Source organism: Gordonibacter urolithinfaciens (assembly GCF_900199375.1).
In the GTDB taxonomy this organism is placed as follows: domain Bacteria; phylum Actinomycetota; class Coriobacteriia; order Coriobacteriales; family Eggerthellaceae; genus Gordonibacter; species Gordonibacter urolithinfaciens.
The window spans coordinates 2531475-2555554 of sequence record NZ_LT900217.1 but is presented as its reverse complement, the minus strand read 5'-3'; the positions used below and the strand labels follow the sequence as shown (position 1 = coordinate 2555554).

General features: G+C 64.1%; 11 protein-coding genes. 7 read left to right on the top strand and 4 right to left on the bottom strand.

The features are described from left to right. Window positions 1–257 precede the first annotated feature (257 nt). Complete coding sequence (locus BN3560_RS10875) at window positions 258–1172, bottom strand: LysR family transcriptional regulator (protein WP_161959458.1); 915 nt, start codon at window positions 1170–1172, stop codon at window positions 258–260. A gap of 443 nt (window positions 1173–1615) precedes the next feature. On the opposite strand from BN3560_RS10875, the gene BN3560_RS10870 reads away from it, so the two are divergent. The 4 genes from BN3560_RS10870 (at window position 1616) to BN3560_RS10855 (ending at window position 4829) form a co-directional block, all read left to right on the top strand. Then, on the top strand, window positions 1616–2851 hold the full coding sequence (locus BN3560_RS10870; RefSeq protein ID WP_197702185.1) for an MFS transporter: 1236 nt from the start codon (window positions 1616–1618) through the stop codon (window positions 2849–2851). A 178-nt stretch (window positions 2852–3029) separates the two neighbouring features. Then, window positions 3030–3926 (top strand): carbon-nitrogen hydrolase family protein, encoded by an 897-nt coding sequence (locus BN3560_RS10865; RefSeq protein ID WP_096228064.1) that lies wholly within the window; start codon window positions 3030–3032, stop codon window positions 3924–3926. A gap of 322 nt (window positions 3927–4248) precedes the next feature. Beyond that, a complete protein-coding gene (locus BN3560_RS10860) occupies window positions 4249–4536 on the top strand; it encodes a GMP synthase (RefSeq protein ID WP_227115190.1) in 288 nt (95 codons plus the stop codon). Between the two features lie 29 nt (window positions 4537–4565). Continuing rightward, window positions 4566–4829: a DNA-directed RNA polymerase subunit beta gene (locus tag BN3560_RS10855; protein WP_227115189.1), complete on the top strand. Its 264-nt coding sequence runs from the start codon at window positions 4566–4568 to the stop codon at window positions 4827–4829. 497 nt (window positions 4830–5326) lie between these two features. Here BN3560_RS10855 and BN3560_RS10850 read toward each other — a convergent pair whose 3' ends face one another. Both BN3560_RS10850 and BN3560_RS10845 read right to left on the bottom strand, forming a co-directional pair. Continuing rightward, the gene (locus BN3560_RS10850; protein WP_096228062.1) at window positions 5327–15370 is read right to left on the bottom strand and encodes a fibronectin type III domain-containing protein; all 10044 of its coding nucleotides are present in this window, start codon (window positions 15368–15370) and stop codon (window positions 5327–5329) included. A 67-nt stretch (window positions 15371–15437) separates the two neighbouring features. Beyond that, window positions 15438–16769 carry a hypothetical protein gene (locus BN3560_RS10845; protein ID WP_096228061.1) on the bottom strand — a complete coding sequence of 444 codons (1332 nt, stop codon included), beginning with the start codon at window positions 16767–16769 and terminating at the stop codon, window positions 15438–15440. Between the two features lie 342 nt (window positions 16770–17111). On the opposite strand from BN3560_RS10845, the gene BN3560_RS10840 reads away from it, so the two are divergent. From BN3560_RS10840 to BN3560_RS10830, 3 genes are all read left to right on the top strand, one after another. Beyond that, on the top strand, window positions 17112–18545 hold the full coding sequence (locus BN3560_RS10840) for an ATP-binding protein (protein ID WP_096228060.1): 1434 nt from the start codon (window positions 17112–17114) through the stop codon (window positions 18543–18545). 284 nt (window positions 18546–18829) lie between these two features. Next, window positions 18830–19549, top strand: a complete 720-nt coding sequence (locus tag BN3560_RS10835; RefSeq protein ID WP_096228059.1) for a LytR/AlgR family response regulator transcription factor — start codon at window positions 18830–18832, stop codon at window positions 19547–19549. A 6-nt stretch (window positions 19550–19555) separates the two neighbouring features. Continuing rightward, a complete protein-coding gene (locus BN3560_RS10830; RefSeq protein ID WP_096228058.1) occupies window positions 19556–20986 on the top strand; it encodes a sensor histidine kinase in 1431 nt (476 codons plus the stop codon). A gap of 180 nt (window positions 20987–21166) precedes the next feature. On the opposite strand, the gene secD is transcribed toward BN3560_RS10830, so the two are convergent. After that, the gene (gene secD, locus BN3560_RS10825; RefSeq protein ID WP_096228057.1) at window positions 21167–23944 is read right to left on the bottom strand and encodes a protein translocase subunit SecD; all 2778 of its coding nucleotides are present in this window, start codon (window positions 23942–23944) and stop codon (window positions 21167–21169) included. Between the last annotated feature and the right edge of the window lie 136 nt (window positions 23945–24080).

Here is a 24080-nt window from a genome sequence, read left to right as displayed (position 1 = left end):
ATCGGCACCTGCACGCTTGCAGCGCCGCAGCCATCCGATCACTCTAGGTTACCGCCGATGACATTCCGCAGGTCAGCCTCTGCTTTGCCACCCCGGGCGAGCAGAGCGGGTCGAAAGATCCCGCCGCGGAGTTGCCGGAACGCTTCTTGTTGCGTGAAAGACCCTTCCAAGGAGGCGCGTCGGCCCAAAACGGGATTCTCCGGCCTTTTCTGGAAAACCCCTCCAGGGCAAAGCCCCTCCTTCGCCGCCAAGCGCCCTCACGCGCCCGGCCACTGGAAGAGGTCGGCGCGGTGATCGGCCACCCAGGCGAGGGCGAAGTCGCAGAACTCCTGGGCCTGGGGCGACAGGTCGGCGCCGGCCTTGCGGACGATGAACGTCTCCCAGACGAACGAGCGGTCGGCGAAGGGCCGGATGACCGTATGCGCGCGTCTGCCGCCCCAGGCGGCGAAATCGAACGACACAGCGATGGCGTCGCCCTGCTCGGCCAGGCGGTGGCATAGGTCCAGCTCCGTGGCCTCCATGACGATGTCCACGTGCACGCCCGCGTTCGCCAGGCGGTTCACCACCAGGTGGTGCGAGGCGAACTCGCGGCTGACCATGGCGAGCGGCTGGCAGTCCAGGTCGGCGTAGTCGATGGCGGCCTTGCGCGCGAGCGGGTTCGCCTCGTTGACGACCAGGCATGGCCGATGGCTCGTGAACGGCACGGCGTGGAACACCGACAGGTCCACCGGCCCTCCCAGCACGCCGACCTCGGCAACGTTTTCGAGCGTGCGCTGCTTGGCGATGGCGTCGGGGCTTTCCATGATGCGCGGGCTGATATGCGGATGGCTCTCGGCGAAGTCGCGGATGAACGCGAGCGAGAGGTACTCGGACACGCCCTGCGTCGAGGCGATGGTCAGCGTGTACTTCAGCGCGCGGGCAGCCTCCACCTCATCCTTCACACCTTCGAGCAGGCGGATGACCATCTGAGCGCGACGGTACAGCGCATCGCCCTGCGGCGTGGGCTTCACACCGAAGTGGTTGCGGGCAAAGAGCGACGTGCCCAGCTCGGCCTCGATCTTCTGGACGATCTTGCTGCACCCCTGGGGGCTTAGGAACTGGTCCTTCGCTGCGCGGGTGATGCTCTTCGTCTCGTAGACGGCCACGAACACCTTCAAGTCGCGTGTGTCCATGGCCGCCTCCCTTCCCCGCCTCGTCTGCACCCGGCGCGCCGCCTCCCTCCGCCGGCGCGCCGGTCGCGTTTTCCGGCGCGCAAGCGCGCACCGCGCCCCCGTTGCCGTGCGCGCCATGCTTGGACAGGGGGCGTCCCGCCGTCTCACGCACCCGCTCCCGCCCCGCGGCCAAGCCTGCGCCCCGCTTCCGCAGCCCGGCCCGCATGCGCCCGCCTTCGGTTCCGCGCCTCCATTCTACGCAGCGGGGCGCGCGTTTTGAATCGGCCTCACGTGACTATTGATACCCCTCTCCATATCGTTCGTTCCGCCATAGGAAACCCCGCGCGTAAGCTGGGAGCAGTACGGGAGGTATGAGCGCGACCACCACCCACCTGCGGTTTCGGGGCAGGACGGGCCCGTGGTGCGCACGGAGGCGGCCAGACGGCCGCGAAAGGGGTGAAAACATGATGGAGCGGAAAAGGATCTCTCCCGGGCTCGTGCTGTTCATGATGCTCATGTCCATGACGGCGGGGGCCATGTGCCTGAACAAGGTGGCGCCCATCGTGCCGGTGCTCACGGAGAGCATGGGGCTTGCGGGGGCTGGGCAGGCCGGGCTGCTTATCTCGGTGTTCGTGTTCTCGGGCATATTCCTGGCCATTCCCAGCGGCGTCATCATCGCGAAGCTGGGGTACTACAAGACGGGCATCATCGCCCTGGCGGCCATCTTGGCCGGTTCGGTCGTGGGCGCGCTCGATGCGGGCTACGCCGTCATGCTGGGCAGCCGCATCGTGGAAGGCGTGGGGCTCATCATGCTCATGACGCTGGGGCCGGCGGCCGTGGCCAGCTCGTTCGACGACCGGCGCCGCGGCAGCGCCATGGGCCTGCTCATGTGCTTCATGGCGTTCGGCCAGATAGCCATGTTCAACCTGGCGCCGCGCATCGCCGAGGGCGGCGCTTGGGAGAACGTATGGTGGTTCACGGCCGTCTACGCCGGCGTGTTCCTCGTGGCATGGATCGTCGCGCTGCGCAACCTTGACGCATCGCTCGCGGCGGCGGCCGCGCCGGCCGCGGAAGCGCCGGGCACAGGGGCGCTTGACGGCGCACCGGCTGCGCCGAATGCGCCGACGAGGCTGTTCTCGAAGGACGTGTTCCTGAACCCGGGCGTGTGGCTCGTCGGCATCACGCTCATGGTGTACCTGATTGCCGAGCAGGGCGTGATCTCGTTTCTGCCCACGTACCTGGCCGAGGTGCGCGGCATGGACGCGGCGGCGGCCAGCTCCATCGTGAGCATCGCGCCGCTCGTGGGCATCCCCGTGGGCATCGTGGCCGGCATGGTGTCGGACAAGATGGGGTCGCGCAAGAAGCCGCTCGGCGTGCTCATGCTGGCCAGCGCCGTGACCTACGCGCTCATGCCCACCTGGCCCACCGGCGTGTTCATCGTGCTGGTGGTGCTGTTCGGCATCGCGGTCATGGGCATCGTAGGCCTGTGCTTCTCGGCCGTGGCCGAGCTGGTGCCGCCCGCGCAGGGCGACATGGCCGTAGCGCTGCTGAACACGTTCCAGTGGGTGGGCATCTTCCTGAGCTCCAGCCTGGTGGGCCTGCTCATCGAGGCGGTGGGCTGGGACATGGCGTTCTACCTCATGGTGCCGCTCACCGTGGTGGGCGCCGTGTGCACGTTCGTCACGCCGAAGCTGCGCTAACGGACGAGAAGAGCGCTCTGCAGCGGCCGGGACCGTCATGGCAGCACGGCAGGCCGAGGGCGAACTGCGCAGGCCCGGCCGCACCTCGGGGAAACCGAGCAGGCGGATGCGAGGGCGCGCAAAGCGCAAGACGAGAGGATGGCGCAAGGCACTGCGCCTTGCTGGAAAGGAGCTTTTCATGAAGGACATCATGAACGTCGCCGTGGTCACGTACGAGCCGCGCTGGGGCGACAAGGAGCGGAACCTGAACCGCATCACGGGCTATATCGAGTGCGCGGCGGCGCGCGGGGCGAACCTTGTGGTGCTGCCCGAGACGGCGCTCACCGGCTACGACGCCGATCTCGAACACGCCGGCGACGAGCGCATGCACCATCGGCTGGCCGAACCCATTCCCGGCCCGTCGACCGAGGCCGTGGCCGAGGTCACGCACCGCTTGGGCGTGTACGCCGTGTTCGGACTGGCCGAGCGCGCCGAGGACGGTACCGTCTACAACGCCGCGGTGGCCTGCGGACCCGACGGAGTGCTCGGCCGCTACCGCAAGATGCACCTGCCGGCCGCCGAGCCCACCTGGGCGGGACGGGGCGACGAGCCGTTCATGTTCGGCACCCCCTGGGGGCCGGTGGGCGTGAGCATCTGCTACGACACGTTCGTGTTCTCCGAGATCATGCGCTACTACCGCGCGAGCGGATGCCGCCTCATCGCGAACCCGTTCGCCGTGAACACGGGCGTGACCGCCCGCAACATCAAGGACTCGCTGGAGTACCTGGCTGCGAACAACGACGTGTACATCGCCTCGGCGAACTGCACGGGCTGCGCCCTCACCGACGACTTCGTGGGCGGCAGCAGCGTGATAGGCCCCGGCAAGAACGTGCCGGCCGTGCACTACTACGCCGGCGGGCCCTGCGGCGCCCCCGGATCCGACGAGCAGGAGCTGCACCTGGGCACCGTCGATCTGTCCTACGTAGACAAGCCCTTCCTGGCAAAGCAATGGGCCGACGAGGACCCGGACTTCCGCCCCGATGTCTACGCCCGCTGGTATGCCGAGCTGGCCGGGCAGGAGCGCTTCAAGCGGTAAGGGCGCATGCGGGTTGAAACCTGCCTGGTCAAAGAGGGGGCTGCCTGCGTACCGGGGGCAGCCTCCTCTGCATGCGGGATGACCTCCTTTCGCCCCGCCCCTCTTTAAGCGACATACATTCGCCATTCCCTCTTTACAAACATATGTTCCCTATGCTACGATAGCCTCATCGAAACGAGCCAATGCACGCGCTGCGCTGATGCGCAGTCCGAAGAGGCGAAGGCGTTCCCCTTCTGCCTGACGCAACGCTTGCAGGATCCTCGAAACCAGGGAACATTGGGAGTAGCCCGCGTTGGGTTGCGCCCGCATGGTAGGAGGATGCATGGGCTACATCGCATTCGAGCACACCCGCATCGTTGCCAGCGAAGGAGGTGAGAGCATGGCAGAGTTCCAGCCGGACCCGTTTCTGACCTCCCTCGGCCTGTCCATCGACGAGCAGCGCGCCTACGACGCGTACTGCGACGCGGTCGTGGACGCATCCGAGGCAGAGATCGCGCGCACGGGGATTACGTATACTTGGGAGGAAGTCCAAGCGAATGCCCAAGCGGAATGGGATCGCCTCAAGCGCGAATACCCCCGCGAAGATTGGGGGCGGCCATGTTCCCAGTAGAGTACGCACCCGAGTTCAACGAAACACATGTGGACATCGCGAGAAATCTCTTTTTCCACTACGATGACTATTCTGCACTTGAAGAGTTCGACAACGCGCTGCAGGCCGCCCTCGCCACGGTACGGCTGTTCCCCGAGGCATATCCACGCACGGGCAAGGCGCGGCGGCGCTTCACCTTCGAGTACCGCTCCATCCCCTACACGGTGATCTTCGCCTTCGACGGCGAGATCATCACGCTGCACGACCCTCACTTCGCACGGTCGGCACGTGCCGCGCACTGGCTTGAGGAGTAATCGGCAAATTCTCTGTCTGCGCTTAAGCGAAGGGGTTGTATCAAAAGCCTTCCTGTAGAAGGGCCGAAGCCTCGTGAAGGGCTTCGGCCCATTTCGCTGTCGGACGGAAGAGGGGGGCAGACCCCTACGCCCGCGCCGTCGCGGGTCGGGCCGGGGGTCGGCGGCAAGGGCGGAGCCCTTGCCCTACGGGACGATCCCACGACGAGCGCCGATTGCGGGACGTTTTTTTTGGGGGGGGGGGGGGCACCGTGCAACCGGGGCCGGGTCACAGGTTGCGGCAAGCACAGGGTGCCTGCCCTACGCAGGTTCTCGCACGCACCGGATGCCCCGGTTGTACGTAGGACACGGGCAGGGGGCGCGAGGGCGGTCGGCCTTGCTGTGCTGTGGGAAAAAGCGCCCCTGGTCGTTCGGGACAAGCGGGGGCGCTCACTGTACCTTTTTTGGGCACGGGGAGGCCCGGGGGCGCGGAGCGCCGACCGGGCCTTGGGTGGTGCTGGTTAGCGGCGGCGGCGCAGGCGAACCGCTGCAATCGCCGCAAACGCCGTGCAAACGGCTCCGAGGACGCCTGCGGTGCCCACGGCGTTGCCCAGCGGGTCGCCGGTAGGAGCCAGCGGCTTGGCGCCCGCGGCGCCGTCGGTGGCGCCGGTTCCACCGTTACCGCCGTTGTTGCCGTTGTTGCCGTCATTTGGCGGGGTCGGCGTCGGCTTGTCGGGCTTCGGGTCGTCGGGGCCAGGGCCGGGGTCGGCCGCGGCCACGGTGAACGTCGTCTCTGCCGTCCCGTCGGTGTACGTCGCGACCAGCGTATGCGTGCCCGCCGAAAGCGTGGCCAGGTAGTCGCTCGAAAGCGTGAGGATCGTGCTGCCCGAAGCCGCCGTGTAGTCCTTGCCGCGGACGAGCTGCGCGCCATCGACCGCCAGCGACACGAACTTGTCGAGGTCGCCGTTGATAGTGAACGCCAGACCTGCCTGCCCCGGCTTCCACGTGCTATTGGCGCCGGCCGTCACCTGGTAGGTTTTCATCGTTTGTGTGGTGAAGGAATCGCCGTACGCCCACGCCGTCTTCAAAGCGTCGTCGCCCTCTCCCACGACCGCCTGCACGCGCCACTCGTAGAGCGTCCCCGGCTCAAGGCCGCCCAGGTCGTACGAAGGCTCGGTCAAACCCGCGACCTCCGTCCAATCCTGGCTGCCGGCAACATGGTACGCCAGCGTGAACGTGACGCCGTCCACATCGGCGGCCGCCCACGAAAGCGCGGCGTTCGTGTAACCGACCGCGCCCACCGCAAGCCCGCTCGGCACGCTGGGCGTCACGCGCACGCGCGCCTGGTTGCTGATCGCGACCGGCGCCGGCGCCGCGAACGTCTCGGCAACCTCAGACACCTCAGATGTCGCGGACGCCTCGCCTGCCTCGTTCACTGCAGGCGTCTCGCTTGCCTCGGGACCGTCGTTCACCCCAAGCGTTTCGTTCGACGCGCCAGCCTCGGCCACGTCGGCCACGTCGGCTCCCTCGGGCGTCTCAGGCGTTTCAGCCGCCTCGGCAACCTCGGCAACTTCAGATACCTCGGCACCCTCGGCCGCCCCGGCGCTTGGAGCCGTCTGCGTGGCTACGCAGCGTACGTAGCCGGTGGTGTTGGCGGCGAGCGTCAAGACCTTATCCGTCGCGTTCGGGATAGTCTCCCACGAACCGTCGGCATCATCGGAATCGAGCGCGCGGCGCTGCCACTCGTACGAAACGCCCTCGGCATCCCCGAGGTTCGTGAATACCGTGAACTTCGCTTGCTCGCCCTTCCCAAGCACCACGTCGGGCGGCCATATGCGCGCGACCTTGAGCGACCCGCCCGACAGCGTGACGAACCCGCTGCCGGCCCATTCGCTCGCCTGGCCGCCTTGCACGGCTTGCACCTGCCACTCGTAGGACGTGCCGGGCGCAAGACCGCTCAGCGGGCAGGTCATGTTCACGGCGTCGATAGCGGCGGCATCGGCAAGCTGCCACTCCGAAGCGCCTTCCTCGCGGTACTGGACGTTGAACGACTCGACCGCACCCGGCCCCGTCCACGTCCACGCAAGCGTCGCCGCATCCCTCGTCACCTCTCGCACGTCAAGGCCGCTCGGCGTTGCCGGCGACAGCACCAGCGTCACCGCGTTGCTCTCGACCGTCTTCGTCTTGCCGCCCGGCGCAGTCGCCGTCACGAGGCAGCGCACGGAGTGCTCGCCCGCTTCCAAGGTGGCAACCGACAGATGGGTGCGCTCGCCCGTCTCGCCGGGCAGGTTTGTCCACCCGCCGGACAGCAGGACCTGCCACTGGTACGCCAGCGACTGGCCCTCGGCGGCACCGGTAACCGTGGCGAAGAAGTCCTCGACCAGCGCGCTATCGCCCGCCACCGCTTCCGCACGCTCGGGAGCCACGACTACGCTGCCGAGCACGCCGTCCGGCGACGTCGTGGCGAACGCAGGACCGTCAACCCATTCGGAGGCCACCCCGTCGGCCGACACCGAGCACATGCGCCACTCGTATGTCGTGCCGGGAGCAAGGCCTTCTACGGTATAGGGCGATGCGGTGAGCTTCGACACCGTGGTCCATCCGTCCTCGCCAGCCGGCCGGTACAGCAGCGTGAAGGAGCCGCCGGTTGGCAGCGTGCCGTCCCATGCGAGCGTCGCCGCCGTGTCGCCGATATCCTTCACTTCCAGGCCGGTCGGAACAGCATCGGCACCAGGCTGCACGCGCACGGACACCTCGTTGCTGACAACCGGGTCGCCCACGGCAGAGCCGTTGACTGTATACGTCACCGTGCAACGCACGTAGCCGCTCGTTATAACGGAAGACGTCACGCTGCTGCCCGTTTGGCCCGTGATCTCCACCCACGCATTAGGATCGTTGGGTTTGGAATCGAGCGCACGCTTCTCCCATGCATACGTAAGCTCGCCCGGATCCACCATCCCGTCCAGGTTCGTGGTCGCCGTCACCGTGGCCTGCGCCTCCGGCTTCACCGTCTGGTCGCTCGGATCCACCAGCACCGACTCCAGCTTCAAGGCAGGATGCTCCGACGCCGTGACGAACAGACTCGAGGACGACGGCAGCGACTCCACGTCGTTCTGCACGGCCCGCACGCGCCACTCGTAGATCGTCTCGGGCTTCAAGTCCTTGAGCACAAGCTCGCAGGCACCGCCTGCAGCCGTGGCGGTCTTCCACTCCTTCGCACCGCTTTCGCGATAGAGAACCTTGAACTCGTCGGCCTTCTGCAAGCCTCCCTTCTCCCACGTCCAGGAAAGCGTGGCTTCGCCGGACGTGATATCCGACGCCGTCAAGTTGGCCGGAGCGGCGGGCGCAAGCGTGCAGGTGACCTCGTTGCTTGTCGTATCGACACGACTGTACTCACCGTCGCCCAACGTCACCATGCAGCGATACCTGCTCGCTCCAGCCGTGGCCGCCTTGTTCGCCTCGATGCTGAGCGTCTCGCTCGTTGCGCCCGGCACAGACACCCAGTCCTTGCCCTCATAACGCTCCCACTGGTACGTCTTCTCGCGCGTGCTGCTCGTTATGGGGGCATTGGGCATGGCCGTGAACGTCAGGGTGCGGCCGTTGCCGATAACCGCCGCCGCCCTCGTCGGGGTGACCTCGACCTTCGGCATGGTGAACACGGGGCCGTCCACCCACTCGGAATGCGGGCCGCCCTTATCCACCGTAGGATTATAACCTCCCTCCCCTTTCATATTATTGCTCAATATCGTACGCACGCGCCACTCGTACGTTGCATCCAACTCCAAAACCTGGGAAGTCAGAGGGCAGTTCGTTTCGTTGCAAATCTTTTCAGACCACTCGCTTTCACCGACCTTGCGATAGTTCACCTCATAGCCGATGACCGTTTTCTGCGCATTGTCTTTTGCACGCGGGTCATCACACTTCCAGCTCAGGCTGGCACACGAGGTAGAGTCGTAAGTGCCGACACGGGCCGCTTTCGCGGAAGTGTCCTTCGGTGCCATGGGCTCGGTGCGCACGCGTGCCGGGTTGCTGGACACGGTCTTGGTCGTCCCGTCAACAGTCTGCGTCACCGTGCAGCGCACGTAGCGGTTCCTTTCATCCCCGGAAAGCGTTATCTCCTTCGATGCTTTGCCGTCCATTGGCGTCCAAACGGTTTCGCTTTTGCGCGGATCCTCCGTTGTAAGCTCGCACCATTCCCACGTGTACGTGAGAGCGGAGTCATCAGTCACGTTCGTGGATGCCGTGAGGGTGACAGCAGTCGTCTCATTGACCAAGCTGTCAGAGGGCGTAACCTGAACGGAGCTGAGCACCCCGGACGGCTCGTCCTGCGCAGTGATGAACGTGTCGATCTCCGACCACGGCGATGTCACGCCGTTCTGCACGACCCGTACGCGCCACTGGTACGTGATATTCCTCGCTTCCAGCACAGCCCGACACGTCCTGGTCGCGTTGTCTATCGCAAGACCCGCGGACAGCCACTCGTCATTGATGGCACCAGCTCCTGCGAGCTTTCGGTAGCTCACCTCGAACCGAGCGCCCTCCGGCAAAGCGCCGTTGCCCCACGTCCAGCTGAGCGTGGCCTTCACCTGGCCGCTAGGCTTATCAGGGTCAACATACGGAAAATCATCATCGACGGTAAGATCGGTCGGCGCAGCGGGCATCGCCGTCACGACGGACTCGTTGCTGTCGAACGTCTTTGCGAGGCTGCCGCGCGTGGCCGTGACCTCGCAGCGGTAGACGTGCCCGCCGACCGACAGGTCCTTCGCGGAAACCTGCAGCGTGGCAGCCTTCGCACCCTCCACGGACTTCCATTCGGAGCCGTCGGAGCGCTGCCACTGGTAGGTCAGCTGCTCGTGGTCGGCATCGGCGTCGGTATTCGCCGTCAGCGTGACGGCACGGTCGGCGCCGGCCAGAACGCTCGTCGCGCTCGGCGTGACCCAGGCCCGCGAGAACACGATCTCTTCCGGATCCGTGGTGAACAGAGGACCCGCCACCCAGTCGCTGCACAACGGATCGCTGCTTGTACCGTAGGCAACGGAGCGCACGTTCCACTCGTACGTCGCGCCCGGCTTCAAGTCGTTCAAATTGGCGGAGGCCGAATTCAATCCTGATTGGACGATCCACTCGCTCGAACCAACCACGCGATACACGAGGTCGGATGCAGCCCCGTTCGCGTCGCCCGTCCAGCTGACTTTGGCGGTCGTTTGACCGAAGTCGGCGGCCTTCAGGTCAGCGGGCGCTGCGGGCATAACGCGCACGCGCCCTTCGTTGGTGCTGGTAACCGTGGCATTGGCCAGCGGCGGCACCAGCCCGCCGGCAGGCGGCGTATACGTCACCGTGCAGCGCACGTAGCCGGCCGCGCCCGGATCAAGCTCTATCTCGCGCGTCGTCTTGCCCGCGAGCGTCGTCCATGCACCGGGGTTGGCGGGATCCGATCCCAGATCCCGCTTCTCCCACGTGTAAGCCCTTGTCGCGTCCGGCATGTCGTCCACGTTCGTGTACGCCGTGAATCTTGCCTGCCCGGTCGCACTGGAGGTTTGGTCAGCCGGGCCCACCACCACGCGCGTGAGCTGGGGGATCGGCGACAACGATTGCGTCACGAACAGCGACGTGGCCGAGCGCACCGACGGCTCGCCGTGGTCCATCACCTTCACGTACCACTCGTAGGTGGTGGCGGGCATGAGGCTGTTCAGCGTGTACGTAGCTTCCGCCAGGTCGGATGTGCTGGCCCACTCATCGGTTCCCGATGCGCGCCAGAACACGCGGTAGGACATCCCTTCAACAAGGGAGCCCGTCCACGACAGATCCGCGGTGGCTGCCGTGATGTTCTGCGCCAGCAACGAGGTGGGGGGCTCTACCGTGGTCTCGAAGCTGACCGACTCGCTGGTTATGGTTTTCAGCTCCTCGCCGTTTTTGCTGGCCGTCACGGCACAGCGGTACTGGCACGAGCGCGGTGCCGCATCCGCCGTATCGGCTACGTACGTTGCGCCCGTTGCGCCTGGCACATCGCCCCACTCGTCACCGGTCGCGCTTTCCTGCCACTGATAGGACAGCGTTTCGCCATTGAGGGCGTTGTCGATATTCGTCGTCGCCGTGTACGCGATGTCCTTGTCGCTGCCCGCCACGGCCACTCCCCAGCGCGGCGTCACCGACACCGCGGCCAGCGCGCTGGGCTCTTCAAGCGTGGTGAACGTATCGGCCGAAGCCCACTCGGACTGCAGCTGGTCGCGCACCACCGCCTGAACGCGCCACGAGTACACCGTGTTCGCCTTCAAGCCTTCCACGTCGCACGACGTGCTGGAACCCACGTTGTCGACGGTTTGCCAAGCGTCGTCGCTCGGCGTGGGGCCCTCCGCGTACTGCACCTGGTAGGTGACGTCGCGCGGGTCGTCGCTTGCCCACGTCAGGTGCACCGAGGTAGTGCCCAGCTCGGCCGCAAGCTGCACGGGCGGCGCCACGGGAACGCTCGTCAGCAGCAAGCCGACGGAACTGGTCACGCTCTTCGTGTCGGTTCCTACGCCAGGCGTCGTCCTGGTGGACGTCACGACGCAGCGATAGCCGTCGACCGATCCGCCCTCGGGCGCCGTGACGGAAAGCGTCTTCTTCGCACCGTCTTCGCCATCGACGTCGAACCAAGACTCGCCGAACGCGTTGCGCTGCCACCGGTACTCCAGCTGCTCCGACGAGTCGACCTCGTTCGTCGCAACCTCGAACGTCACCGTTTCGCCGGGTTCCACCAGCTGCTTGTCCGGGTTCACCGTGGCCGTTTCGAGCGTGCTTGCAAGCGGCGTATCGAGCGATGCGTTAGCCGCCTCCGACCGGAAGCCGGCTTGCGGCGCGGCGTACACCGTCACCCCGTAGCTTGCCCCGGGCAGCAGCCCGTCGAGTTGACAGCTGCCTTGCGCTGCGACGTCGGAGATGGTAACGATCCTGGAGTATTCGGACCCCTTGGAACCGTTCCCATCGGTTTGCTGCCACGTCACCACGAAGCGACGCACGATGCCGTTCGCCGTCCAGGTAACCTCGCCCGCGGTCGCGCTGGTTGCCCGCGCTTCCGCGTTCGTGGGCGCAACGGGAGTCACGGTCAGGTAGGCCGCCGCGCTGGCGGCGTTCGCCGTCTGGTTCTCTTTGGTGCTCGTCGCCACGCAGCGGAACGCCGCACCCACGTCGCCCGCGCCCACGTTCTTCACCGTGAGCGTCGCCACGCCGTCTTTCTCGCTCATGACGTACTTGTCGCCCGCCGCAAGGGGGGCGAAGTCCTGCTCGCCTGCGCCCTTGCGCTGCCAGGCGTACGCAATCGTGCCGCCGTCGCTCACGCTGGCCTGCGCCGTGAACGTCGCAGCCTCGCCAGCTTCCACCCAGGTCGTCTTGGGCACCTGCGAGAATGCGGGCGTCTCGATGGTGGGCTCTGCCAACGTCATCGCGTCGAGCGCGGTCGAGAAGTCGCTGGTCACGCCGTGCGTGAACGCGGCAACGCTCACCTGGTAGGGCGTGCTCGGCTCAAGGCCCAGCACCTCATAGCACAGCTTGCCGTCGGCGTCCGGCGTCAAGCTGCTCGCAGCCACCGAATACGTGGTCGCGCTCACCGGATTGCCGTCGGCATCCAGCTTCGCGCACTTGATCTGGTACCCCTCCGCAGCCTCAACCGGCGTCCACGAAACCGGGAGGCTCGTGGGCGTCGACGTGCCGAACGCGACGTCCGTCGGCGTGGGCGGCGTGATGGCCACCGTCACGACGTTCGAGCTGTCCGTGACCGACTCGTCGGGCGAGGTCGCCTTCACGCCCAGCTTCCACTGCCGCCCGTAATCTTCGGAGGCCACCGTGTGCTTCAGGGTCGTCGTGTAATCCTGACTGGCATCGCCAAGCGTAACCGGGTCGCCCTCAGGCCGCCAATCCTTGTCGCCCTCGCGCCAAGAGTACCATTGCAGCTCGGCAGCCTTCGGGAACTTCCCGCTGTTCGCCGCATAGGAGGCCGAAAGCGTGATCTCGTCGCCCTGCTTGGCGTCGCTCGGGTTGGCCGTGGCCGTCCAGGTGCCCACCTCGGGGCTGGGCAGCGTCGTGTCATTCTTGATCCACGTATAAGAGCCCGTGTAGGTCGGTATGCGCGAATCGGTGGTGCCGATACCCGCATCACACCAGGTATCGCTGGGTAGGCCGTCGACCTTCAGCTCGAAATGGCCATCCTTTGCCTGCTCCGACGGGACGATCCAGATGCGGTCGTCCACTTCAACCTCGTATTCGCGCACCAGGCCCTCCGCAGGCGCATCCCAGCATATCGTCATGCTGTGCGACCCGACATCCTTCGTGCTCGGGCTCAGCGTCTCGGAGGTGCGGTGCACCACGGGAAGGGCCGATGTACGCGCGATGGTTTCAGTGATGCCATACGTCGGGTTGCCCTTCTCGTCAAGGTTGTACACCTCGGCCTCCAACCACACCCACCACGCGTCCATCGGATCGCACAGTGTCTCCGGATGGGCGCTCTCGTCATAGGCTTTCCGGAAGTCCTCCGGGAAGCTCGCGGTGTCAGATTCCGTGGTGAAGAACTTCTGGTACGCTGTTTCGGCGTACTTCTCCGTACTGAGATGCCACGTGTACAGGGCGACGTGTTTGCCGTCTTTGTAGCTCGCCCAATCGTAATCCACGGAAATTTTGTCGTTCTTATTTTCCGAGGGGAGGTAGGCCGTGCAGTAGGTATCGTCCCACGCAAGCACCGTCGTGCCGGACGTGGAAAACTCCTTTTGCACTGATGAGCTTTGAAGACCTTCCGTGTCGGCTCGCACAGACACGCGATATTTTTGCTGAGGATCGAGGGTTGCATCGTAGGTGTACGTATACACCCGACCGCGGTTCACCTCCACCCAATTTTCTTCCCCCGAGCTTGACGAGTCGTCGCGTTCGATGCTCACGTAGTAGCCATCGCTCGGCAACTTGTTCCCCGCGGCATCTTCCCACTCCCACGTAACGCTCACATGTGTGTCGTTCGTCACCTTCAAGTCCGTTATCTTCGGCTGGGGAACAGACAGGTTCAGGGCTTTCTTCGACTGAGCGCTTGCCGTGTCGACGGACGCCGGCGGCGTGGACAGCTTCACCCGGAAGTACGCCTCATCAAGCTTCGCCTGGGCGTTCAGCGTGGCATACAAACGCGCGCTCTTGCGGTCATCGCTCCACGCAATGCCGCGAACCGGCTTGCCCTTCTCGTCTTGAGCGAACAGCTCGTCGGGCACGTCGGTCCAACCGCTAGAGCCTATGCAATACTGCCACTGGGCAGACACCTCGCGGCCGTCGGTCTGCGCCTGCGTGTACTGCACATCCGAGGCTAGGTTGAACGTTCCGTTGACTAACACGTTATAGTCGGTATCAAAGTCGAGTGCCTTGCCATTTTGCACCACGGGTTCTTCCGTCACCTGCACCGCCGTGATGCTGGCCGCCACGCTGTCTGCGTAGGGCACCACGAACGGCACACGGTACGGCTCGCTTTCGCCCGTGTAGCGTCCGAGTAGATAATAGTTGTCCATCACGCGAGACACGCATAGCGTGTAGGTTTGCCCCTCCCTCAAATTCTGGTCCGCCAACGTGAAGCCGCGCACGTCGTCAACGTACAGTTTTGCCGTGTTGGTGGTAGCCGGCAAGATGCCGCCAAGACCGCCCTCAATCCACGCCATATGGGCGAAGTTCCCCGGAACGGACTCGTCTATGAGCGATGGGAGGTCGCCCAGTATGCTCCCGTTCACGTTGTAGGAGTGCGTTCCCAAAACCTCGTCGATTTCACTATCCTCCTCCAAGGTGATGCTGCTGACTTTCGCTTCCGACTGCGGAATGTCCAGCACGATGTTCGCAGAACTGGTGTAGAGCGTGCCTAACGGTTCGAGGAAATCGTAGTACTCTATCTTGATGCGGTAGTCCCCCATGGCTTCCGTTGAGGACTCAAGGTAGAAATGGAACTGGTCTGCCATGGCGGCGTGGGGGACGTCGAGGTCTTTATAGCTACTGCTCCCCTCCTTCTTGAACTGCAGCGTCGCAGAATAGTAGTCGTACGTGGTGTAGAAATCGAACCAAACCTCATGATTTACGCCTTCGGCAACGGCGGAAACCAAGCAGTCTTCGGGTTGGCGGAGAATCTCGAACGGCACGCTCGTATCGGCCCACTGCGCATACAGTGTGATGGTATGGGAATCGTCTCGGAAATCGTACAGGTTGTCGGAGTTTTCGCTTATCCATTCCGCTTTCGGGTCGTTTCCATCTTTCTTGGTCGCCCAGCCCAAAAACGCCCGGGTATCTTTTTTGTCGTTAGGGTTGACGCAGGTAGCCGTGGGCAGCGCACCTACCGGCTCGCCTTTCATGAAGGTCTTGGTCGCGTCTTTCGGATCCAATGAGCAGGTATAACCGCCGGTGGGTTCGTTCAGGTCGAACTTCACGGTAGCCGAAGAGGGCACGCAGTAGGCGTAGAAAACGGGCTCGCCGCCGTAGACACGATCGTGTATATCGTCGGAGTCGGCCTTGTATTCCTTGGGCGGCTCGCTCCACGTGCCGTTCGCGTCGAGCGCTTCGCGCGTCCAATAGAGCACACGGTAGCCCTCCGGCGGATAACTGTCTCCACCGTGGAAAGTCTTGCTCCAACCGACTTGCTCGTAGTCATACTTGTTGGATAGGGGGGGTTATCACCGTCACTTTGATGCTCTTGCCGACACCGACGCCCTCAAGTACCTGTTTACTGGTATACCCGTGGCCATAGGCCATATTAATCTTGCTGACAATGCTGCCGTTGTTCGTGCCGCTGACGGCGTCCGCCGGCACGCTGCCTTCTAAGGTCTGGCAGCCGTTAGGATTATTTACATGGTACAACGTGAACCCGAAGAGGCCGCCGGCATGCCCGGCTTCTGCGGCGTTGGTCTTGATAGTACCTGAGTTGTAGCAATACGAAATAGTATGCTGATCATAGGTAGTGGTATCGGAGAATCCCACCAAACCGCCGGAGTATCCGATGCCGCTCGCGCTATAGATTTCCCCTTGGTTGTAGTCGTGACCAATGACAAAATGGGTAGATTTATACGACGAATACCCCACTAGGCCTCCGGCGCATCCCCCGATTGTTTCTGGCTTGTCTTTTTCATAAACGTCATAGAACGTGGAGAAGCTGCCGCCCATCGACTTGATCGCGCCGTTGTTCGAGCAGTACTCCAAACTACTTCTGTGAGAAGAGGCCAGAAATTCACTGCTGTACTCCACAAGGCTGCCCACCAGGCCGCCGGCGTGCCCCTGCGAGGACAGGATATCGCCGAAGTTCGAGCAGCGCTCGATGTCGATACTGCCTTCGCCAGACTCATTGTCGTAATACGAGCCTATGAAGCCGCCGGCGCTCGGGCCGCCCTCCACGTTCGCCTGGTTCGTGCAATCCGTTATCTCGATCCGGCGGTTTTCGGAAGGGTTGCCCTCCTCGCCGATGCTCCCGAACAGCGTGCCCGCGCTGCTGCCGTGACTCACCGAGCCGATGACGTGGAGGTCCTTGATCGTTGTAACGCCCGTGTCGTCAGGCTTGCCGCCGGTTTGGAAGAGGGCGCTGCTGCCGGTAAGCTGGAGCTCGATCAAATGACCGTTGCCGTCGAACTCGGTCACTTGCAAGTCGGGGTGGTTCATGGCGGCGATGACATCGTTGGTGACGGCGCCGCCGTATTCCGTGCCGTCGATACCAGGGACGGTGAGGTCGTTCATGAGGCGCGCGTGCTGCTGGCGCTCTTGGTCCTGGCCCATCTCGTTCAGCTTGTTGCACCACGCGATGAGGTCGCCGGTGTTGTAGATGAGCATGGGGTCTTCGGCCGTGCCCGTGCCTTGCAGCTCGCCCGCGTAGGCGGGCGAGGGAGCCGCGAGGCCAGCGAGCACGAGGATCGCGACGAGCATGCCCGTCGTGAGCAGCGCGGCGAACGCCGACCGCTCGCTTTCATGTTCACGCCTCAGTATCCGGCCCATACCGTACTCCGTTCTCGCAGGAAAGCACACTTCAAGTGAAGTTTACCGAGGCGCAAGATCGAAAACCGTTTTCTGGCACGAAACGAACCTCCCTGGCACGAAACGCACCCCCGCAACCCCCGAGCGGCGGGAGGAGGTCGGGGGAGATGACGAAAGGGGCACTCGTTCGCAGGCGCGTCGCACGCTTGCCTCGGTCTGCCTGCACATCTGAAAAACCGTGTCTCTCTATTGGACAAGCGATTTTCATCTTCAATGCCTCAGCTCTCACCGCATGATGCGGCAGCGGACTTTGTTCCTGCTAGAATGTCGATAGGATTATGACGAGATACGAAAAGAGCCGTCATGGACGATAAGAGCTTGTTGCGGGAAATAGACGACGGGGAAACGAAAACCCTCGAACTAAAGGAAACCCTTCCTCCAAAGAGCGAGAAATACGTCAAGACCCTCATCGCATTTGCTAATTCTGCTGGCGGCAAGCTCATCGTCGGCGTACGCAATGAAGACAGGAAGATCGTTGGCATAGCCAACGCTTCGCAGGTTGCAGATACAATCGCAAATGCGCTCTCCGATTTATGCGAGCCTCTTCTGGCTCCCCGTATTCGAGTTGCTCAATTCGAAGATCGTGAGATTGTAATAGCAGAGGTCCAGCCGGGCCCATCAGTGCCGTATCACTTCAAGGGCAAAGACGTTGGTAAAGGGACTTATGTGCGCGTCGGAGCAACGACCCGCATGGCAGACGAGACGGCTCTCAAAGAGCTCTTGCTTCGAGGGTCGTCTCAATCATATGATGAGCAGGTTTGTCCAGAGGAGCCGTTCCTCGAAAAGGAAGCACAGCTTCTTTGCGACGAGATAAACCGGCGTCGCACGGATGACGGCAGACGCGAAGCGACTATTCGCAATCTTGAGAATTGGGGGCTTGTCAAATTGATCGACGGCAAGAGGGCTCCCGCACGGGCCTTGATTCTACTCACCCGCAATTCATATCGCTTTGCCCGGATACAGTGCGCTCAGTTCAAGGGCACCGACCGCGTGGTTTTTCTTGATCGTCGCGAGTACGGCGGACCGCTCTATGAACAAGTCGACGAGGCGGTTCAGTTTGTGCTGCGCAATATACGGCTCGGTGCCGAGATCAAAGGTCTCTATCGAAAAGACGAATACGAGTTACCGCTGGAGGCCATTCGAGAGGCCATCGTCAACGCCGTGGTGCATCGAAACCTACAATCGAATTCGTGCGTACAGGTGGCGTTGTTCGACGACCGACTTGAGGTGACTTCTCCCGGCGCACTTTTTGGCGGCATAACCATAGAGCAGGCACTCGAAGGTGCCACTGCGCTAAGGAATCCCTTGATCGCTGAAGTCTTCATGCAGATGGATCTATTTGAAAGCTGGGGGACCGGACTCAGGCGAATCAAAGACGCCTGCGAGGAAGCCGGCCTCCCGGAACCCGAGTTCCGCGAAATCGGCAATATGTTTCGAGTGAACATTTTCAGGCGAGCACAAGAAGGGGCTATGGATGAAGATGTTTTGTCCCATGGCAAGGGACAAGCTGTGCCCCTCGAAACGTTTGCAAAGCTGAACGACAACGAGAGGCTCGCTCTTCGGCTCGCTGCGGAGGAGGGTCGGGTGACCTCGGCAAGCCTCGTTGAAAAGGCGGGAGTGTCCAAGCCAACGGCATCTCGCGTGTTGAAGAACTTGGTTGACGAAGGACTGCTCGTCTGGCATGGCAAAAACAAAACCGATCCTTTTCAATACTACGGTCCTCCTGCCAAGCTGTAAAGAGCTGTAAAGAGCTGTAAAGAGCTGTAAAGAGTGTTGGGCTGGCTCTTAGTCTTCCGGGGCAGCGCGTTGCATTATACTGTTCGCAAGACGATCCGCCCGCACGTGGGCGATTTTCGTCCCTGCACAGCCTGGCACGAAACGCGCCGATCTGGCACGAAAACATCCGTCGCTTTTCGACGATACCGCCAAAATGGAATGGAGGTTCCATGACGCGTCGCATAACCGATATGCGCCGTTCAGGCGAACCCCTCCCTGCCGGCATGTATCGAAGAAAGAGACCGATGAGAATCGCCATCGTTGATGACTGCGCACCCGATGCCAAAACCCTCGAAGACGCGATCCGCTCCCACCTGGACAAGCGAGGACGCACCTGCGAGATATGCCGCTTCCGCGGCGGCGACGACCTGTTCGAGACAGCCGACGCGCTCGCCTTCGACCTCGTGTTCCTGGATGTGTTCCTGGACGGCGCCAACGGCATCGACATCGCCGAACGGCTGCGGCGCGAGAACTACCCCGGCCTCATCATCTTCACCACCGTGTCCAGCGAACACGCCGTGGACGGGTTCCGTGTGCGCGCGTTCCACTACCTGACCAAACCGTTCACGCCCGACGACATCGCCGCCGCTCTGGACGAGGCCATCGAGCGCCTCGCCGGAGACGAGACCATGCTGCGCATCCACGACGGATCGGCCGTGATCAATGTGCCGCTGTCGCAGGTGCGCTCCATCACCGCCGACGGGCACTACTTGAACCTCAACACCGCGAACGGGCCGCTGCGCTGGCGTCAGTCGTTCGGCCGGCTCGCGGACATGGTGGCGCCGTATCCGCAGCTGTTCGCCTGCAACCGCGGCATCATGGTGAACCTCGCCCATGTGGACGACCTCACCGACGACGGCTGCTTTCTCATGAACGACGGCTCGAAGCTGCCCGTGCGCCGCTCGTCGCGCGCCGAGGCGCGCAGCCGCTATTTCGATTACCTGTTCGCCCACGTACGGAGGTAGGCTTCCATGGGAGAGGACGTCGCCGGAGGGGTTCTGTGGTACGTCGTGCGCAACGCGCCCACGTTCCTGGCGATGTTCTTCCTCATGCTGCTGTCCGTGCGCGGCCGGCTGCGCTTTTCTCTCAAGGCCACCGTAGGCATCGCGCTGGGCATCGTCGCCGCCGTCAGCCTGGCCTGCGGCATCGGCGTAGCAGCCTTCGCCGGCGAGGAAGGGGTCTGGGCGACGGTTCCCGTGCTGGCCGTGTCGCTGCTGTCGCTGGCCGCGCTGACGAAGCTGCCGTGGGGCAAGCGCCTGTTCGTTTTCTTCAGCGCCGCGACCGCCGCCGCCATCGCCATCCTCGCCTACGACGTACTGCTGCGCACGGTAGCGCTGGAATGGAACTTCGGGGCGCGGCGCGTGCTGGATGCCGTCGTGTGCTCCGCGGGCCCGCTCGTGCTGACGCCGTTGTTCGCGCGAACCATCCGCTGGGGCGTCGATCAGGTGGACGACCCCGCGCTCTGGCGACGCCTGGCCGCCGTGCCCGCAGGGTTCTTCGTCGCAGCGAACGCACTGTACCTGTTCGCATACGCGGTGGAATTCCTATCGTTCGGCTCGGATGTGCTGTACGCGCTGGCGGTGAGCGTCCTGGCGTTCCTGATGGTAGCGTCGTACATCATGCTGTTCTCGGCCCTGCGCACCGTCATGGAGAACGCGCGCCTGCGCGAGACGGCTCAGTTGGAAGAGCTGCAGCATGAGCGCTACGAGAACCTGCGCCGCACCCTGCGCGACACCGCCAAGGCGCGCCACGACTTTCGCCACCAGATGCTGGTCATTCGATCGTTTGTCGACGAGGACGACGTACGGGGCCTGCGCGCGTACCTCGACGAACACGGAGCCGGCCAGGCGCAACACGAGCCGGGCGCTTACGCGCTCAACTTCGCTTTGGACTCCGTGGCCGCGCATTTCGCCGAGCGGGCGCGAGCCTTCGGTGCCGATGTCTCGCTTGCCTTCGCACTGCCCGAACGCCTGCCGCTGCCCGAAGCAGATTTCTGCATGGCGATGGCGAACCTGCTGGAGAACGCCGTGGAAGCCTGTGAGCGTGCGACGGCTGAGGATGCACAGGTTGCGGGGAGCGCGCAGGCGGGGACAGACGGCCGATCGGCGGCGCCGGACGGGGCGCGCCCGCTCTTTGTGGACGCCGAAGCGCGGATCGAGGGCAACGCCGTGCTGGTTTCCGTGCGCAACAGCTGCACGTCCGCCGATGCCCGCGCGCTGGCCGCCGCGGCGCCGGAAGGCGTGCTGTCGAGCGGCGCACGCTCGGCCAAGCGGAAAGGCGACGGCATCGGGCTGACCTCGGTAGCGACCCTGGCGAAGCGCTACCGAGGCGAGGTGCAGGTTGAAGCCGACGAGCACGCGGCGACGGTTCGCGTGCTGCTGCGCCCGAGCGGCGCTCGCTAGCATCCCAGGGCGTGTCAGGGCGCGGCCGTTTCAAAAGCGATGCCGTCCCACCTTCTACGCCCAACGGCCGCCGTCGGCTCCCCTGTTCACCACTTCGGCAGCGGATACCCGCAAGACAACCGCATTTCGGCTTTCGTAATTACCAATAGAAACGCCCCGCACCATCCCATACCAAGAAGGCTATTTCTTGTTGGATCGCTTCTTGCGCTTCGCCTTCGGCGGCTTGGAACCGGCTTTGGAGGCACTGGCACCGTGGGGCTGCACAGTGCTCGACGGACTGGTTCCCGCAGAAGGTTCTGCCGATCCGTTGGATGCAGTGCCCTTCTTGGCGGCAGCCGTCGTCTCCACGGCCGCCTTCGATGCCGGCTTCACGGCAGACGCGCCTTTGGACGGCTTGCCCGCGGCCGCCTTCGCCGGCTTCGCCGACGCGGCCGCCATGGCGCCCGGGTTCGCGAACTCGAAGCGGCCCACCTCCGTGCCGTACTTCTTCACGAGCTTCGCGTTCCTCGGCTCGCGCGTCTTCCACATGGCGTACAGCGGCGTGGCCACGGCCACCGACGAGTACGAACCGCAGATCAGGCCGATGGCCATGGCGAACGCGAAGTCCTTCAGCGTCTCGCCGCCGAAGAACAGCATGGCCAGCACCGGGATGAGCGACGTGAGCGTGGTGTTGATGGTGCGCACGAGCACCTGGTTGATGGAGTGGTTCGCCATCGTCATGAACGTGCATTTGATGTCGTCGCCCTGCATGTTGTCGTTGATGCGGTGGAACACGACCACCGTGTCGTAGAGCGAATAGCCCAGGATGGTGAGCAGCGCGGCGATAGTGTTCGGGTTCACCTCGCGTCCCACCAGCGCGTAGATGCCCATGACCAGCACCAGGTCGTGCAGGAGCGCCACGATGGCGGTGATGCCCATCTTATAGTCGAAGCGGATGGCGATGTAGATGATGATGAGCACGATGGACACGAGGAACGCGATAAGCGATGACTGGATGACGCTCGCGCCCCAGTCGGGCCCGATGGTGGTCACCTCGAAGCTGTCGGTGGACAGTCCCAGGTCGCCCGCCACCTGGTTCGCGCGCGCCGTGGCATCCTCGGCGCTCGTGGTGGTGGTGCGTACGAGGAAGCCCTCCTGGCCGTCCGCGTTCGTCGTCTGGATGACGGCGTCGGGCTCGCCGGCCGCATCGAACGAGGCGCGCAGCTGTTCGGTGGTCACGTCGCCCGTGTTGTGGAACGCCACCGAGGTGCCGCCCACGAACTCGATGCCGAAGTTCAGCCCCTTCACGCCCACGACGGCGAACGACGCGCACACGAGCACGGCCGCCACCGTGAGGAAGATGCGGCGGTAGCCCAGGAAGTTGATGTCGCGCTTGATGAAGCGCCCGCGCGGCTTGCGCGCCGCCTTCGCGGCGGCCTCGCCGGCGGCGCCCGCATGCTTCTCGGCCACGCGCTCGCTCTCGGCGGCGTTCAGAGCCTCGCCCGCCTCGGCCGCAGCCGTGCTCGTGCCCTCGGCCAGCGCCAGCGCCTCGTAGTCCTTCGCGGCGGCCTCGGCGTCCGAAACGCCCCAGAAGCCGGGATGGCCCGCGATGACCTTCGGCGCCAGCAGGCGGATGAGCGGGGCCTTGAACAGCAGCATCATGACGATGTCGCACACGATGCCCAGCGCCAGCGTCAGGCCGAAGCCCTTGACGGAGGCCGTGGCCAGGAAGAACAGAGACAGCGCCGACACGAGCGTCACCAGGTCGGCGTCCACCGACGTGACGATGGCGTGCCGCACGCCCGTGATGGACGCGGCGCGCACGCTGCGGCCCATGCGGATCTCCTCGCGGAAGCGCTCCATGGTGAGGATGGACGAGTCGGCCGCCATGCCGATGGTCAGCACGATGCCCGCGATGCCCGCGAGCGAGAGGCTGAACAGCCCGAACGCCGAGAGCGTGGCCAGGATGCCCAGGTACAGCACGGCGAAGATGCCCATGGCCGCCGCCGTGATGAGGCCAAGGCCGCGGTAGAAGAACAGCAGGTACAGCATGACCACGGCCAGGCCGATGAGCGCCACCAGCACGCCGGACGCCAGCGCGTCCTGGCCGAGCGTCGGGCCCACGGTCTGGCTCTGCGCGTACTCGAAGCTCACGGGCAAAGACCCGCTCTCCAGCACGGTCTGCAGCGACTTGGCTTCGTCGAGCGAGTAACCGCCCGTGATGGACACGTCGCCGTTCGGGATCTCGGACTGCACTGCCGGCGCGGACTGCACCTCGTTGTCCAATATGATGACGATCTTGCCTTTCGTCGGCGCAAGCTCTTTCGTAGCCTCGGCGAACGCCTTCGTGCCCTCGCCGTCCAGCTTCACGTTCACCGCATAGTCGGCGGAGGCCTCTTTCTCCTTGCCGATGGAAACGTTCGTGATGTTTGCGCCGGAAACGAGGGGCGTGTAGGTGCCGTCCTCCACCTTGAGGTGCTCGGTCTTGCCCGAGGGCAGCGAGTTGCCCAGCTCGTCGGTGATGGTGGCCTCGTTGCCGTACTGGCCGTTCTCTATCTTGGTCTTCACGTCCTGGTCGGTGAACGAGTCGAGGCGCGCGAACTCCAGCTTGCCGGTCTTGCCGATGGTGTCGAGCGCGTCCTCGGTGTTCGTGAGGCCGGGGATCTGCACGAGGATCTGGTCGGTGCCCTGCACCTGCACCACGGCCTCCGAGGCGCCGAGCGCGTTCACGCGGCTCTCGATGATGGCGCGGCTCTTCTCCATGTCCTCGGTCGACACGGCCTGGCCGTTCTCGCCTTTCGCCGTGAGCACGACCGACAGGCCGCCCTGGATGTCCAGGCCCTGGTTGATCTTCTCCTGCGGGGGCGCGAACATGAAGATCGAACCCACCACCAGCAAGGTGGTGGCTATGAGGAGCCAGACGTTGCGCCGGTCGACCGAACGGCCGGGCTTCTTCTTCGATTTCTGGGCTGTCGCCATGGAGAGCTCTCCCTCGTTGATTCTTTCCATTCAAAGGCGCGCGGAGCGGCTCCGCCACGTCAACTGTCCTATTGTGCCACAAATCGACCGCCGGGAACACTTCCCTGCGGTTAAACTATACTTGTCCGGAAATATT

What these genes read in the sequence shown, in the direction of transcription:
- BN3560_RS10830 (WP_096228058.1), top strand. Translation starts at nt 19,556, where the DNA reads ATGGGAGAGGACGTCGCCGGAGGGGTTCTGTGGTACGTCGTGCGCAAC.
- BN3560_RS10860 (WP_227115190.1), top strand. Translation starts at nt 4,249, where the DNA reads ATGGGCTACATCGCATTCGAGCACACCCGCATCGTTGCCAGCGAAGGA.
- BN3560_RS10870 (WP_197702185.1), top strand. Translation starts at nt 1,616, where the DNA reads ATGATGGAGCGGAAAAGGATCTCTCCCGGGCTCGTGCTGTTCATGATG.
- BN3560_RS10865 (WP_096228064.1), top strand. Translation starts at nt 3,030, where the DNA reads ATGAAGGACATCATGAACGTCGCCGTGGTCACGTACGAGCCGCGCTGG.
- secD (WP_096228057.1), bottom strand. Translation starts at nt 23,944, where the DNA reads ATGGCGACAGCCCAGAAATCGAAGAAGAAGCCCGGCCGTTCGGTCGAC.
- BN3560_RS10835 (WP_096228059.1), top strand. Translation starts at nt 18,830, where the DNA reads ATGAGAATCGCCATCGTTGATGACTGCGCACCCGATGCCAAAACCCTC.
- BN3560_RS10840 (WP_096228060.1), top strand. Translation starts at nt 17,112, where the DNA reads ATGGACGATAAGAGCTTGTTGCGGGAAATAGACGACGGGGAAACGAAA.
- BN3560_RS10845 (WP_096228061.1), bottom strand. Translation starts at nt 16,769, where the DNA reads ATGGGCCGGATACTGAGGCGTGAACATGAAAGCGAGCGGTCGGCGTTC.
- BN3560_RS10875 (WP_161959458.1), bottom strand. Translation starts at nt 1,172, where the DNA reads ATGGACACACGCGACTTGAAGGTGTTCGTGGCCGTCTACGAGACGAAG.